General features: G+C 61.4%; 14 protein-coding genes. 2 read left to right on the top strand and 12 right to left on the bottom strand.

The window, feature by feature from the left end:
* Window positions 1–32: 32 nt before the first annotated feature.
* Window positions 33–698 (bottom strand): alpha/beta hydrolase, encoded by a 666-nt coding sequence (locus tag VXL81_RS08250; RefSeq protein ID WP_340545647.1) that lies wholly within the window; start codon window positions 696–698, stop codon window positions 33–35.
* The gene (locus VXL81_RS08245) at window positions 695–1,378 is read right to left on the bottom strand and encodes a DNA-3-methyladenine glycosylase family protein (RefSeq protein WP_416553740.1); all 684 of its coding nucleotides are present in this window, start codon (window positions 1,376–1,378) and stop codon (window positions 695–697) included. Before VXL81_RS08245 ends, VXL81_RS08250 begins: the two co-directional genes overlap by 4 nt.
* A 91-nt stretch (window positions 1,379–1,469) precedes the next feature.
* Here VXL81_RS08245 and VXL81_RS08240 point away from each other — a divergent pair, with 91 nt between their 5' ends.
* Complete coding sequence (locus VXL81_RS08240; RefSeq protein WP_416553738.1) at window positions 1,470–2,696, top strand: MFS transporter; 1,227 nt, start codon at window positions 1,470–1,472, stop codon at window positions 2,694–2,696.
* A 93-nt stretch (window positions 2,697–2,789) separates the two neighbouring features.
* Here VXL81_RS08240 and VXL81_RS08235 read toward each other — a convergent pair whose 3' ends face one another.
* The 5 genes from VXL81_RS08235 to VXL81_RS08215 form a co-directional block, all read right to left on the bottom strand.
* Window positions 2,790–3,569 (bottom strand): squalene/phytoene synthase family protein, encoded by a 780-nt coding sequence (locus VXL81_RS08235; protein WP_340545650.1) that lies wholly within the window; start codon window positions 3,567–3,569, stop codon window positions 2,790–2,792.
* The gene (cimA, locus tag VXL81_RS08230) at window positions 3,569–5,200 is read right to left on the bottom strand and encodes a citramalate synthase (RefSeq protein ID WP_416553736.1); all 1,632 of its coding nucleotides are present in this window, start codon (window positions 5,198–5,200) and stop codon (window positions 3,569–3,571) included. The genes VXL81_RS08235 and cimA overlap by 1 nt, the downstream gene beginning before the upstream one ends.
* Window positions 5,201–5,316: 116 nt before the next feature.
* Window positions 5,317–6,714, bottom strand: coding sequence for a cysteine--tRNA ligase (gene cysS / locus VXL81_RS08225; RefSeq protein ID WP_416553734.1), 1,398 nt, complete (start codon window positions 6,712–6,714; stop codon window positions 5,317–5,319).
* Window positions 6,715–7,054: 340 nt separating this feature from the next.
* The gene (locus tag VXL81_RS08220) at window positions 7,055–7,639 is read right to left on the bottom strand and encodes an outer membrane protein (protein ID WP_340545653.1); all 585 of its coding nucleotides are present in this window, start codon (window positions 7,637–7,639) and stop codon (window positions 7,055–7,057) included.
* Between the two features lie 365 nt (window positions 7,640–8,004).
* Window positions 8,005–8,589 (bottom strand): outer membrane protein, encoded by a 585-nt coding sequence (locus VXL81_RS08215; RefSeq protein WP_416553732.1) that lies wholly within the window; start codon window positions 8,587–8,589, stop codon window positions 8,005–8,007.
* A 474-nt stretch (window positions 8,590–9,063) separates the two neighbouring features.
* On the opposite strand from VXL81_RS08215, the gene VXL81_RS08210 reads away from it, so the two are divergent.
* Entirely contained in the window at window positions 9,064–10,614 is a 1,551-nt protein-coding gene (locus VXL81_RS08210; protein ID WP_416538785.1) for a trimethylamine methyltransferase family protein, read from the top strand.
* A 56-nt stretch (window positions 10,615–10,670) separates the two neighbouring features.
* Here the strand turns inward: VXL81_RS08210 and VXL81_RS08205 are convergent, their stop codons facing one another.
* The 5 genes from VXL81_RS08205 to VXL81_RS08185 form a co-directional block, all read right to left on the bottom strand.
* Complete coding sequence (locus tag VXL81_RS08205; RefSeq protein ID WP_416553730.1) at window positions 10,671–11,414, bottom strand: glycosyltransferase family 2 protein; 744 nt, start codon at window positions 11,412–11,414, stop codon at window positions 10,671–10,673.
* 71 nt (window positions 11,415–11,485) lie between these two features.
* Window positions 11,486–12,175, bottom strand: coding sequence for an ABC transporter ATP-binding protein (locus VXL81_RS08200; RefSeq protein WP_340545657.1), 690 nt, complete (start codon window positions 12,173–12,175; stop codon window positions 11,486–11,488).
* On the bottom strand, window positions 12,172–12,942 hold the full coding sequence (locus VXL81_RS08195) for an ABC transporter ATP-binding protein (protein WP_416553728.1): 771 nt from the start codon (window positions 12,940–12,942) through the stop codon (window positions 12,172–12,174). Before VXL81_RS08195 ends, VXL81_RS08200 begins: the two co-directional genes overlap by 4 nt.
* A complete protein-coding gene (locus tag VXL81_RS08190; RefSeq protein ID WP_416553726.1) occupies window positions 12,935–13,918 on the bottom strand; it encodes a branched-chain amino acid ABC transporter permease in 984 nt (327 codons plus the stop codon). The genes VXL81_RS08195 and VXL81_RS08190 overlap by 8 nt, the downstream gene beginning before the upstream one ends.
* Window positions 13,918–14,838, bottom strand: coding sequence for a branched-chain amino acid ABC transporter permease (locus VXL81_RS08185; RefSeq protein ID WP_340545660.1), 921 nt, complete (start codon window positions 14,836–14,838; stop codon window positions 13,918–13,920). Before VXL81_RS08185 ends, VXL81_RS08190 begins: the two co-directional genes overlap by 1 nt.
* Window positions 14,839–14,854 lie beyond the last annotated feature (16 nt).

Here is a 14,854-nt window from a genome sequence, read left to right as displayed (position 1 = left end):
CGGCGTTTTGTCTGGCAAACCGCTCCGGCGGATCAGAGGCTCAGCTTGTCGCGCATGAAGGCCAGCGCCACGCTCAGACCGTCGGGCGCGATGCCGTGGCCTGTGCCCTTCATGATATGGGCAAAGACGTCCTGAAATCCGGCCTCCCCCAGAGCTTCAGCTGCCTCTGGCAGAGATTGCGGCGGCACCACGTCATCGGCGTCGCCATGCACCAGCAATACCGGCATCTTCGAGACAACTTCGTCCTTCAGCGTTTCGGGCGACAGCAGCCGGCCGGAGAAGGCAACGATTCCAGCCACCGCATCTTCGCGACGCGGGGCCACATGCAGGCTCATCATGGTGCCCTGGGAGAATCCAAACAGCACCACCTGTTCCGGCAGCACATCCTCATCCACCATCAGCGCATCCAGAAAGGCATTCAGATCTTCGATAGAGGCCATCATGCCGCGCATCGATTCCTCTTCGGAGGAGCCGTCGATCCAAGGGATCGGGAACCACTGGAAACCAAAGGGCGTGCCTGCGCAGCGCTCCGGGGCGTCCGGGGCCACAAACAGCGTATCCGGCAGATGTTCCCCCAACGGGTCCGCCAGCCCCAGCAGATCGGCCCCATTGGCGCCATAGCCATGCAGAAACACCACCACAGATCGGGTCTGCCCCGACAGGGGCGCCTTGCGTTCAGCTGTCAATACTCGTGTCATCGGATCCCTTCCCTGTCCTTTGCCACCCGGTAATAGGCCCAGAGCACGCGCGCCGCAACCGACCGCCAGGGTGACCAGGCTTCAGCTATGCGGCGCATCTCGGCGGGTTTTGGCCGCTGCGGCAGATCGAGCAGGATCCGCGTACCCTCTTGCAGGGCCAGATCACCATGGGCAAAGACATCCGCCCGACCAAGCGAAAACATCGCATAGATCTCTGCGGTCCATGTGCCAATACCGGACACTTGCGTCAGGATTTTGATCACCTCGGCATCGGGGAGCTGGCGCAGCGCGTCAAAATCAAGTCCCGCTGCCGCAAGAGCATGGGCATAGCGGATCTTCTGACGGCTGAGGCCAACCGCGCGCAGGTCGTCCTCGCTGGCGGCGGAAACAGCAGGCGCAGTGTCCAACCCGGCTCCGACCATCCGGCCCCAGATCGCATTGGCGGAGGCAACGCTCACCTGCTGACTGACAATCGCGCTGAGCAGTTCGGCAAAACCCTCCGGTTTGCGGCGCAGCGGCAGGGGCCCGCAGAGGTCGATCGCGCGGGCAAAGCGCGGGTCGCTTGCGGCCAGCCATTGGGCGCCCTCACGCACACAGGCATCGCTGGTGATGATCCGCCCGATTGCGGCCGACCGGGCGTCACCCCCAAACTGACCGACCGGAGTTTGCGATCCTGTCATTGTACCGCTCCTTTGCGTCTTTTTCGCGCGCATAGCGCACCGATGCAGCATCAATCTTGCCCTGTCGGATTTTCGGGGATACGCATCTGCCATGACAGACAGCCTCCCCCTCCCCGACGACCGCATCGCCAAGCGCAATGTTGCCATTCTCGTGCTCGCGCAGGCCTTTCTGGGTGCGCAGATGCCGATGATCTTCACCATTGGTGGTCTCGCAGGTCAATCGCTTGCCAGCAATGCCTGTTTCGCAACGCTGCCGATTTCGCTGATTGTGGCCGGTTCCATGCTGGCGGCAACGCCGATTTCGGCGATCATGCAGCGCTACGGACGTAAGGCGGGGTTCTTTGTTGGCGCCGCTGGTGGCACATTGGGTGGTGTCATCGGGGCTTATGGGCTCTACCTCGGCTCGTTTCCGATCTTTCTCCTCGGCAGTTTCCTCACCGGCATCTACATGAGTGCACAGGGATTTTACCGTTTTGCCGCCACCGATACCGCCTCTGATGCGTTCCGGCCCAAGGCAATTTCCTATGTGATGGCTGGCGGTCTGCTCTCCGCGATCATCGGCCCGCAGATCGTGAAGGCGACAAGCCAGGCCTTTGTGATCCCTTTCCTTGGCACCTATATGGCCGTGGTCGCCGTCAATGTGCTGGGCGCAGTCCTGTTCCTGTTCCTGAAGATCCCGAAACCGCCGGTGCCCAGCGAAGATGCGCCCCGGGGCCGCAGCCGGATGGAGCTGTTGCGCAACCCCACCATCGCGGTTGCAGTGATCTGCGCCATGGTGTCCTACGCGCTGATGAACCTGGTGATGACCTCGACACCGCTGGCCGTTGTTGGCTGCGGCTTCAGCGAAGGCAGCGCGGCGGATGTCGTCACCGCCCATGTACTGGCGATGTATGTACCGTCCTTCTTTACCGGGCATCTGATCGCGCGTTTCGGTGTCGAAAAAATCGTCGGCGCGGGCCTTGTGATCCTGGGCGGGGCTGGCGCTGTTGCCCTGCAAGGCGTTGATCTGGAAAATTTCTTTGTCGCGCTTGTCCTGCTGGGTATCGGTTGGAACTTTGGCTTCATCGGCGCAACCACGATGCTGGCGGGTGCTCATGAAAGCTATGAGCGCGGCCGGATGCAGGGGCTCAACGATCTGCTGGTCTTTGGCGGTGTCACCTTTGCCTCGCTGGCTTCGGGCGGGTTGATGAATTGCTCTGGCGGCAGCCCGGTCGAAGGCTGGACCGCAGTCAATATGGCGATGGCACCCTTCTTGGTGCTGGCGGGCGGCGCGCTGTTGTGGTTGGTGCTGAAACCGCGTCCTGTTCACGGTCACTGATCTCCGGCGAGCCGAGGCCGCACGACATGAAAAGACGCCTGACGGGGAGCCGCAGGCGTCTTTCTTATCTGGTCCTATCCGGCGTTTGATGCCTTACCAGCGCCCGGTGGAGACCCGGTAGATCAGGCTGGCACGGCGGCGGAACTCACTGGTGCCCAGGGTCCCGTCGGCCACCCGCCGAGGCTCCGCCACCGCCTGTTGCAGGATCGCGCTGGCCTGCCAGCCCGGCAGCAGTGCGGGCAAGGCGGATTTTGCGATTGCAGCACGATTGGAGCGAGCGTCCTTCAGCGCTGCAAGACCGCTCTCCGCCAGCGCGCGCACCCCCTCCGGCGTGCCATCCAGCAGCGGGACGCGTTTCTCGGCAACCAGCTTCGGAATTGCCCGCAGCCAGTTGGCGACGCCCACGCCATAGGCGAAGCGGCGCACAAGCGTCTCATCCCGCGCGCCCAGTGTCGCCGCTGCCATCCACATGAGCGCGCCCGTCGTCTTGTCGATGTGATCCGCCAGCGCAGCCTCATCCTCGAAGGGGTCGCGGTAGATGTCCCAGCGCCGCGCCTCTGCCATCGCATCAATATGCACCGCAAGGTCAGGTCGCAGCACCGCCCCCAGTGGCGTTGCGACGTAATGCCGTCGCACCGGGCCACCGGCCGCAATCTCTGTCCCGACATCGCGCCACCACTGCACGCGCATCTCGGCAATCATCGACTCCGCCGAGGCCCAGGGCGCCCGCGCCAGCTCAAGGTTGAAGGCGTAGAGCGTAAACAGCGCCGCCCGCGCTTCAACCGGCGCAGCCATCACCGTGGCAAAGCGATCCGGGTCGCCCTTCTGCACCAGATCGGCGCAGGCGGTCACATCATCGTCAAATGCAAGCATCAAGCCGCGCCGCCCGCCGTGTCGGTGTCCCGCAGCAGCTTCCAGCGGATCGCATCCAGCAGCGCTTCAAAGGAGGCGTCGATTATGTTGGCACTGACGCCGACCGTCGACCAGCGCCGCCCCTTGCTGTCTTCGCTGTCGATAATGACCCGCGTGACAGCCTCGGTGCCGCCCTGGGTGATCCGCACCTTGAAATCGACCAGCCGCATGTCATCCAGCGCCTTGGAATACTGGCCGAGATCCTTGGTCAGCGCTTTTGCCAGCGCGTTGACCGGCCCGCGGTCGCTGCCTGTCTCATCGAGGGATTCACTGACCGACAACAGCTTCTGGCCGTCCACTTTCACAACAACAACCGCCTCCGAGAGCGACACCATGCGGTTGTATTTGTTCTTGCGCCGCTCGACCGTCACCTTGTAGCGCTTCACCTCAAAGAAACTGGGCAATTGCCCCAGTTCCTCGCGCGCCAGGATCTCAAACGAGGCCTGCGCGGTATCATAGGAATAGCCCTCGGCCTCACGGGTTTTGATCCGCTCCAGAATACGCGCGAGGGCCGGGTTGCCGGTCTCGACGCTCAGGCCCGCCTCGGACAGGCGCCGGCGCAGGTTCGACTGACCTGCCTGATTGGACATCGGGATGATGCGCGTATTGCCGACCAGCGCCGGGTCGATATGCTCATAGGTGCTTGGATCTTTCAGGATCGCGCTGGCATGCAGCCCCGCCTTATGCGCAAAGGCCGACGCCCCGACATAGGCGGCCTGTTTCGTCGGCACCCGGTTCAGGATCTCGTCCAGCATCCGGCTGAGCGCCGTCAGAGTGCTCAGGGCCTCCCGGCTGACACCGATGTCATAGCGATCGGCATAGGGCTGCTTCAACAACAGCGTCGGGATCAGCGTTGTCAGATTGGCATTGCCGCAGCGCTCGCCCAGACCGTTGAGCGTGCCCTGAATCTGCCGCGCCCCGGCGTCGACTGCCGCAAGCGAACAGGCCACCGCATTTTCGGTGTCATTATGGGTGTGGATCCCCAGACGCTCCCCCGGCAACCCTGCCGCGATCACCTCCTTGACGATGCGGCCCACATCCGCCGGAAGGGTGCCGCCGTTGGTGTCACAGAGCACAACCCAACGCGCGCCGGCCTCAAGCGCTGTGCGACAGGCCGCAAGCGCATAGTCCGGATTGTCCCGGTATCCGTCAAAGAAATGTTCGGCATCAAACAGCGCCTCGCGCCCCTCGGCCACCAGATGGGCGACGGAGGCGCGGATATTGTCGAGGTTTTCCTCAAGATCGATCCCCAGCGCATGGGTCACGTGGTAATCATGGCTCTTGCCGACCAGACAGACCGCGGCGGTGTCGGCGTTCAGTACCGCTGCCAGCACATCATCATTTGCCGCCGAACGCCCGGACCGTTTGGTCATGCCAAAAGCGGTCATGGTGGCCCGCGTTCTGGGGGCGGTTTCAAAGAAGCCGCTGTCCGTCGGATTGGCCCCCGGCCAGCCGCCTTCGATGTAATCCACCCCAAGCCCATCCAGTGCGGTTGCGATCCGAACTTTCTCAGCGGTGGAAAACTGCACGCCCTGCGTCTGCTGCCCGTCCCGCAAGGTGGTGTCATAAAGGTAAAGACGGTCTTTGGTCATGGCTGGCCTCATGGCTTGGCAAAGTATAGTCGTTGCCCCGTCATGAGGGCCTCTGCTGTCTGTTGGATCTGCCGCAGGCGGGCCCGGCGCCCACCTGCGAGGATCCGTATCGGGGGCTAGATCGCGCCGAGTTTTTCGGGGTCGAAATCCGGCCCCGGCACCAGCTGGACCCCCTCCTTGGACATCCGCACCTCGACGCCTGCGGTAAGATAGGCGGTCTTCAACCGGTCGACCTCGGCGAAATCCTTGGTTTTCATTGCGATCTCTCGAGCCTCGAAAAGCGCTTTTTCATAGGCGCTTAAATCAATATCTTCACCTGCCGCCCAGGCCCCCATCTCATCACTCAGCAAGCCCATCAGTTTGGCCGATGCAAGTAGATCCGCCGCGGCACCAGCCGAGGCCAGCCTGTGCAACTCCGCAAGCGCACCTGCTGTATTCAGATCGTCCGACAGCGCCTCCAGAACCGCGGCAGCAGCGGTGGGTGCGGGCTCGATGCCCGCGGTCAGCGCCCGCCATTTGCGCAGCGTTGCCTCCGCTTCCTTTGCCTTTTTGTCGGTCCAATCCATCGGTTTTCGATAATGGGTTTGCAGGAATACAAGGCGGATCACCTCGCCCGGATAGCCCTGATCCAACAGGTCGCGCACGGTGAAGAAGTTGCCCAGTGATTTGGACATCTTCTTGCCCTCGACCTGCAACATCTCATTGTGCAGCCAGATTCTTGCAAAATCGCCCTCGGGATGGGCGCAGCAGCTTTGCGCAATTTCATTCTCATGATGCGGGAACATCAGATCATTGCCGCCACCGTGAATGTCGAAACTCGCGCCAAACAGCTCGTGGCTCATGGCGGAGCATTCGATATGCCAACCCGGGCGCCCCCGCCCCCAGGGACTGTCCCAGCCCGGCAGCTCATCGGTGGAGGGCTTCCACAATACGAAATCCATCGGATCGCGCTTGTTATCCGCCACTTCAACCCGGGCGCCTGCGATCATGTCATCCACTGAGCGACCGGAGAGCGCGCCGTAGTACTTGTAGCTCTTGACCGAGAACAACACATGGCCTGCCCCGTCGGCATAGGCATGGCCCTTGGCAATCAGCGCTTCGATCATGTCAATCATCTGCGGGATATAGGCGGTTGCCCGCGGCATGTGATCCGGTTCAAGCGCCCCGAGTTCAGCCATATCGGCCAGATACCAGCTGATGGTTTCCTCGGTCCGCTGCTGCACCAATTCCTCAAGCGTGCCGGGGGCGCCAGCCTCCTTGCGCGCCAGAGCGGTTGCGTTGATCTTGTCGTCCACATCAGTGAAGTTGCGCGCGTAACTCACGTGGTTTGCGCCATAGACATGACGCAACAGACGATAGAGTACATCGAACACCACGACAGGGCGCGCATTGCCCAGGTGGGCGCGGTCATAGACTGTCGGCCCGCAGAGATAGAGGCGTACATCGTCGGGATTGATCGGGTTCAGCACCTCTTTGCCGCGGGTGCGTGTGTTGTGCAGCTTGATCGTCGTCATCACAAATCCTTCGTCTGACCGGAACGCAAGGGCGCCTCAGGCCAATCTCCCAACGGGTGCCGCAGATCAGCGGCGCGCAGCGCGGGCTTAGCAACTTGTTCAAAAGAAGGGAACGACAGAAACCAGCCCGCTGAGTTTTTCAGCAGGTAATGCAGCAGGTAATAATGTTGCACAGCCGGTTCATGGGATTTGCATAACACAAGGCAGTAGCTCCGCCAAGCCTGCAAATCGACCACAGGAGGACACCGCGGGTATGGGTGGATCCTGGCGGGGTATCTGCACATGAAAACGGCGCGCCCACCGAAATGGACGCGCCGCTATCATCCCCGAGGGGATAACATCAGAACTGGTAAGAGGCGCGCAGCGACACGGTGGTCGCATCGGCGCTGATGCCGGTGCTGCCCAGGTTGTCGAAGTCATGCTCCAGAACTTCACCGCCGACGGTCCATTGATCGGTGACACGATAGGCCACGCCAATGCCGTAGAATTCACCGGTTTCATCACCGACGGAGGTATCAACCTGCGCCACACCGCCGGTCACATAGGCCAGCACCGGGCCGAAATCATAGCCGGCCTTGACCTTGCCGCGCATCACCGAGTCCACAGTGGCAGCGCCGCCGCCCAGATCCACATCGGTGGCGTCATAGTCGATTTCCCCACCCAGCACGAAGCGGCCGAAGTCATAGTTGTAACCGGCGTGAACACCGTAAGAGACATCATCTCCCGACAGGCCATTGCTGGTGTCTGCGTCCAGCTGCCCAATTTGGCCACCGATATAGGCACCGGTCCAGTCACCACCGTCATTGGCAACCACAACGGGCGGTGCGGCAGGTGCTGGTGCCACGACGGGCTCTTCCAGATTGCCGGCAAAGGCCGGAGTGCTCAGTGCGGCGGCGATAGCGGCCATGGATACGATACGAGTCATCTCGACTTCTCCTTGTCTGTCTTTCGACATCTGTCTTTGCTTGGACGCGCTACTCTCGCGTCTGCCTCACCTAAAGAAGATTGCCGGCCGCTTTGTTCCAGCCCCCTGCGGATTTTTTGGAGATCTTGCGCGCCTATTGGCCCAAAATCAGGGCTCAGGGCAGGTTCCTGCCGATAGGATTGAGGCGCGGATCTGCCGACTGGCAAGACTGCGCCCGCCCAACCGCCAACGGGCCAATTGCCGCTCATGCCCGAAAAGGCGTCATTCTGATCGGCAAGGGTGGATTTTGCCGCGCCGAACCTGACGAGATCAGGAAACGCCGCGGCGCGGAAACACGATGGGCGTGGTGCGGCGGGTGTCAGCCGCTAGAATTGAAATGACGCGCGGATCGACAGGATATCACGCGCTGGTGCCTGAAGCGCCGCGCCGTCATTGGCGTCCTGATGCAGGTATTCGCCGCTCAACCGCAGCGCCCGGTTGAGAGAATAGCTGACGCCCAGCCCGTAGACCGCGCCATTGTCGCTGTCTGTCGCTGTTTCGCGACGTGCCGATCCGATGGTGACATAGCCCAGTGTTTCGCCCATGTCATATCCGGCCCGCAGCTTGATCCGGTGTGTCTGATCCTCTGCCTGGCTGTCGCCTGCCCCGCCGCTGCGATCAACCTCGACCTCTCCCCCCAGGATGACGCGGCCGAAATCGTGATCATACCCCAGATGCAGACCGGGCGCGCTGGCGGTGCCGCCGTCAGATGCGGCACCGGTCACCCGAGCCATGGAGGCACCCAGAAAGAACCCGCTCCAATCGCCAGCGCCAACCGGCCCCGCCACCCCGATGCTCAGCACCAGACCAGCGGCTGCCCCACGCCACAGATGGCCAGAACCATCCGACCGGCGTGCCGGACCCGCTGACAGGCGGTTCTTCAACGTGGTGCGTAATATGGCCGGTATCATCGGCGCTGCCCTTTTCTGGCTGCGCGCTGGTTCAGCGCGCGTGACGACCCATCTACGACCAGTATCCTCCAGAATGTTTAACACTCGGTTCAGTATGATCCTGTCCTGAGATTGCCCGAAATCGCGCCTTTGGTGCAGATGAAAACCGCATCGCAATCTCATTGATTAATTAGATTTTTTCCAAACCCGCCCGCAGCTGCCAGCGGTCGGGAATTCCAGACCTGCGTGAAATTTCTGTCGCAAATTTCACATTGGTCGCAAATGGAACAGAATCGCCCCCCTTCTGTGCAACGATGTCCAGAGTGAAGCGGAGTGTCGACATGACAGGCATCCAGATGGAACCACAGTCAGGCGAGCGATGGATCATCAGCCTGATCGGCCGCACGATCGGGGCGGCTCGCGGACGTGCGGCACGGGGGCGGCCACAGCGGATCTGAACCCATCAGATCGGACCCCAAAACCTGAGAGACCCCAATGACAGATCAATCGAACTCCCCTCGTGCGGCCCGTAGCGGCGGACGCGCTGCCCGTCGTGCCGCCCGTGCCGCACCGCTTGCCGATCACCTGCGCCCGGTCCGCCCCGGACTGGAAGGCGGGCAGTACCGCCCCCTCAGCGATGCCGGCGTCGAACGCATTCATCAGGCGGCCCTGGACGCGCTGGAACAGATCGGGCTGGCAGATGCACCACCAACCGGTGTGGCCTATCTGACTGCCGCAGGATGTATCCAGGGCGAGGACGGCCGCATCCGGTTTCCGCGCGCTCTGGTGGAAGATACAATTCGCAACGCCAATCGCAGCGTGACCCTCTATGGTCGCGACCCGAAGAACGACCTGCATCTCTCTGGCAACAAAGTACATTATGGCACTGCGGGTGCGGCGGTCCATCTGGTCGAGATCGACGGGCGAAACTACCGCGAATGCACCGTTCAGGATCTGCACGATGCCGCCCGTATCTGCGACAGGATGGACAATATCCACTTCCTGCAACGGCCCATGGTGGCGCGCGATATCACCGATAACCTCGAGATGGATCTGAACACCATCTACGCCTGCTGCTCCGGCACGACCAAACATGTGGGGACGTCGTTCTCGGATCCCGCCTTTGTTGCGCCGGCGATGGAGATGCTGCACATGATCGCGGGCGGAGAGGCGGCCTGGCGCGAACGGCCTTTTGTCTCCAATTCCAACTGCTTTGTTGTGCCGCCAATGAAATTCGCCACCGAAAGCTGTCAGGCGATGGAGGCCGTGATCCTTGCAGGTATGCCGGTTCTGCTGCTGTCTGCCGGACAGGCCGGCGCCACCGCGCCTGCGCCGATTGCCGGCGCCATTGTTCAGGCGGTTGCCGAATGCCTCGCCGGGCTGGTTTACGTCAACGCGGTAAAGCCCGGCGCGCCCGCGATTTTCGGAACCTGGCCCTTTGTCTCCGACCTGCGCACCGGCGCGATGTCCGGCGGCTCCGGCGAACAGGCACTGCTATCGGCGGGCTGTGCACAGATGCACGCCTTCTACGGGCTGCCCGGTGGCGCAGCAGCGGGTATTGCCGATGCCAAGATGCCGGACATGCAGGCCGGCTGGGAGCAGATGTGCTCCAACGTTCTGGCCGGATTGTCAGGACTGAACATGGTTTACGAGGCCGCCGGAATGCACGCCTCACTGCTCGGCTTCTGTCTGGAGTCGCTGATCCTCGGGGATGATCTGATCGGGCAGGCCCTGCGCTGCGTGCGCGGCATCGAGGTTGACGAAGATTCGGTCAGCCTGGAGACAATCCGCGCCACCTGTATCGGCGGGCCGGGGCATTATCTGGGGTCGGACCAGACATTGGGACGTATGCAGACCGACTATATCTACCCGGCTCTGGCTGATCGCACATCGCCAAAGGAATGGGTGGAGATCGACAAACCTGATCTCGTGGCCAAGGCCATTGCGCGCAAGCTTGAGATCCTCGCGGAGCCATCGCAGGCACAGTTCGATCCGGTTCTGGACAAGGCGATACGTGAGCAGTTCAACATTCATCTTCCCCGCTAAGCCATTGAGATAATTGACGGGCAAAGGCCGATTTGCCCGTCACCCAATGCCTTGGATTACAGCGCCTTCAGACGCTGCCGCAGATACTCAAGCCAGCCGCGCAGCGTGGTGCTGCGGGCAAATTTCCGGGCGACGTAGCGCAGTTCCTTCTGTCGCAGCGCCTTGCTGACAGAGGCACTGACCTGCCCCTCGTGCATGCGATTGGCAATGATGGTCCCCTGCACAATGACCGGGTCGCCGTAGGTGTCCCACAACCGTTTATACAGGTCGACATCCATCAGCCAGATCAGCTGTTCGTCAAACTCCAGCGCCGAAGCGCGGCGCATTGCGAGCACCGAGGGGCTTGAGACGGTATTTTTGCCAAAATGCAAACGCGCGCTCAGACGGGGCACCATCGGGCGCAGGATGCTGCTGCCATCCCGCGTCACACCAGAGCCGCAAAGACACCAGTCAGCGCCCTGCCCCATTGCATCATGAATATGGGACAATCCATTGGGATCAATAATCAAATCATCCTGAAACAACACTTTGATCACCTCACCCGTGGCATGGGCCATAGCGTTGTTCACATTGGCGGAGGCCTGCCGCAACCCCTCGCGGTTCCACAGATGCGTGATCGACAGACGATCCTCGTAGGATCGACAAACATCCTCTACCGCGGTGTCATCGGATTGATCGGAGACGACGATATCAAAGTCGGTAAAACTCTGATTGCAAAGGTGCTCAAAGGAGTCCTGAAGGTATCGCGCACCGTCGCCGCCCATTGCGTAGGCCGGAATGCAGAGGGTAATGGCGGGCATGTCAGGCTCCTTGGCCGGGGATTTTGCCCTGCCTAGCAAAGCCAGATCACAAGTCCAAGCCGCGGCAGCGCCTAGACGCCCAGATAGCGGTCTTTCAAGTCGGGCGTCAGCGCGGCCATGCCGCCGGTCCAGACGGTCACCCCCTTGTTCAGGATCACCGCGCGATCCGCCACGGCCGCCAGTTCGCGCAGGGTCTTGTCCACCACCAGGATTGCAAGGCCGCTATCGCGTTTCAGTCGGGCAATGGCAGCCCAGATCTCCTGACGGACCACCGGGGCCAGACCTTCGGTTGCCTCATCCAGTATCAATAGTCTTGGGTTGATCATCAGCGCGCGTCCGATGGCCAGCATCTGCTGCTCTCCGCCCGACAGGGAGGAAGCCGTCTGATCGCGACGCTCCGCCAAACGGGGGAAAAGATCCGCAACCATGGAAAAATCCCATGGGCCCGGACGCGCCGCGGCGGTGAGGTTCTCCTCCACTGTCAGCGGTGCAAAGCATCGCCGCCCCTCCGGCACCAGACCGACGCCGAGCCTTGCAATTTTGTGCGATGGCAGTTTGCGCAGGTTCTGTCCGGCGAAGGACAGCGTCCCGTCGCTTGCGGGCAACATTCCACAGATGGTCTTGATCGTGGTTGATTTGCCCATCCCATTGCGCCCCATCAGCGCGACAACCTCACCTTCGCCGATCTCCAGATCGACCCCAAACAAGGCCTGAGACGGACCATAAGAGGCCGTGACGTTCTTAAGCGATAACAGCGTCATACCGCCTCCTCCTCACCCAGATATGCGCGGCGGACTTCGGGGTGGTTGCGGATCTCATCGGTGGTGCCGGTTGCGATCACCTCGCCGTAGACCAGAACGCTGATCCGATCAGCAAGCGCAAAAACCGCATCCATATCGTGTTCCACCAACAGGATTGGCGCCTCCTGTCGCAGCTGGTCGAGAAACCCGGTAAGCGCCTGTGATCCGCCAGCCCCAAGCCCGGCCATGGGTTCATCCATCAAAAACAGCTTAGGCGCCATGGTGAGCGCAACGGCCACCTCCAGCTGGCGGCGCTGCCCATGAGAGAGATCTGCCGTGCGCCGCGCTGCCTCATTGCTCAGTCCGACACGGTCCAATGCGTGCTCTGCCTGTGCCACCAGCGCCTTGTCTTTCATGACATTGCCCAGGAACCGGAACACGCCGCCCCGCGCGCCCAATGCGCCAAGCACCGCGTTTTGCAGCACCGTGAACTCCATCGCGAGGGCCGAAATCTGAAAGGTCCGGCCCAGCCCCATCCGCGCCCGCGCCACGCGATCCAGTTCGTCAACCGGCTGGCCTAGCAGGGAGATTGATCCGCTATCCGGTCGAAGTTCACCGGATATCTGTTTGATAAGTGTGGATTTCCCTGCTCCATTTGGACCGATCAGCGCATGAATTTCCCCCGCCCGAAGATCAAGCGATATGTTCTTGCTCGCCTGCAATGCGCCGAAGTATTTGCTGAGATTGCTGACCTTCAGAACCTGCTCTGACCTCTGCACCTCAGTCATGGGCGACCTCCCGTCCGCTGATTGCGCCGATCACGCCGCCGCGGGCATATAGCACGATGATGAGCAACAGACCGCCAAGGTAGATCTGCCAATAATCGCTGATCCCGCCGAGGAAGTGTTCAAGCAGGATGAACAGCGCCGCGCCGATGACCGGCCCAAACAGGCGGCCAACCCCGCCGATGATGACAAAGATCATGATCTCGCCGCTGGTGTGCCAGCTGAGCATGGTCGGGCTGACAAAGCGGTTCAGATCCGCAAATAGCGCCCCCGCCAGACCGGTGATCGCGCCAGAGATGACAAAAGCCGTCAGCCGCAGTTTGTAGGGCGTAATCCCGACCGTCTCCACCCGCGCCTCGCATTGCCGCGCAGCTGCCAGCGCCAGACCAAAAGGCGCCCGCGCCAGACGCGACGCAAACCACAGCGCAGCACATAAGATCACATAGCAGACCAGAAAGAACTGCAATGGAACCAATGTGTTGAGGCCAGGGAATTCATTGCGCACCCAGATCGACAGACCATCCTCGCCACCATAGGCGGTCCAGCTGATGGCGAAGTAATACAGCATCTGACCAAAGGCCAAGGTGATCATAATGAAATAGACACCCGATGTGCGCAGGCTAAGCGCACCAATGACCAATGCAGCAAAGGCACTGACAAGAACCGCGACCAGCCAAATGACCGGCATCTGGTTGGTGCCTTCTATCAGCATCGGCCAGTGTGCCAGCGGCTCGTAGTTCTGCGCATGGGCGGCAAGGATCCCCATCGCATAGCCGCCAATTCCAAAGAACGCCGCGTGGCCCAGGCTGACCAGCCCGCCGATGCCAAGTGCGATGTTCAACCCGACGCCTGCCAGCGCCAGGATTGCCACCTTGGTGGCGAGCGTGATCACAAAGGGGTCGCCGACGAAATGCGCCCAGAGCGGAATTCCCAACAGCAGCAGGATCACCGCCGCGTTCAACAGTTTTTCGTGCGCCATCAATGCTGTCCCCCATATAGACCGGATGGGCGCACCAACAGGATTGCAGCCATCAGGATGTAGATCAGCATCGACGCAAGCGATGCTCCGATGGATGTCGCGCTTGCAGGTTCCATGAACAGGCCAAAGAACTGCGGCAGGAAAACCCCGCCAAGTGTATCCGTCAGCCCGACGAGAAGCGCGCCGACCAGCGCCCCCTTGATCGAGCCGATGCCGCCAATGACAATCACCACAAAGGCCAGGATCAGCACGGGCTCTCCCATGCCGACCTGAACCGACTGGATGGCCCCGACCAATGCGCCGGCGAGGCCCGCAAGCGCTGCCCCAAGCGCGAAGACCAGCGTGTAGAGCTTTGAAATATCTACACCAAGTGCGGCGATCATCTCGCGATCATTCTCACCTGCACGGATCTGAATGCCGATGCGCGTGCGCGCGATCAGCCAGAACAGACCAGCCGCCACCACCAGCCCGATCAGGATGATCGTCAGCCGGTAGAGTGGATATTGAATACCGCCCGGCAGGGTGACGGGCCCCGACAGGTAGCTCGGCACATCGAGGAACAGTGGAAAGGAGCCAAAGACCCAGCGTGTGCCTTCGGAAAATATGAGGATCAGCGCAAAGGTCGCCAGCACCTGATCCAGATGATCCCGATCATAAAGCTTGCGGATCACCAGAAGTTCGACCAGCGCGCCGGCGGCTGCGGCGGCAGCGAGACTGGCCACCAGCGCAAGCACAAAGGAACCGGTCCAGCCCGCGACAATGGCAGCGGCAAAGGCGCCAACCATATAAAGCGCACCATGCGCCAGATTGATCAGCCCCATGACGCCGAAGACCAGCGTCAGGCCAGCCGCCATGAGGAAGAGCATCACCCCGAACTGCAATCCGTTCAGGATCTGCTCCAATATTAGAATGAGGGACATGTGACAGTTCCACCAA

It is taken from the genome of Phaeobacter sp. JH204B, assembly GCF_048055755.1.
Lineage (GTDB): Bacteria > Pseudomonadota > Alphaproteobacteria > Rhodobacterales > Rhodobacteraceae > Phaeobacter > Phaeobacter bryozoorum.
The sequence above is the reverse complement of the archived record's forward strand: the minus strand, read 5'-3'. Positions and strand labels throughout refer to the sequence as shown.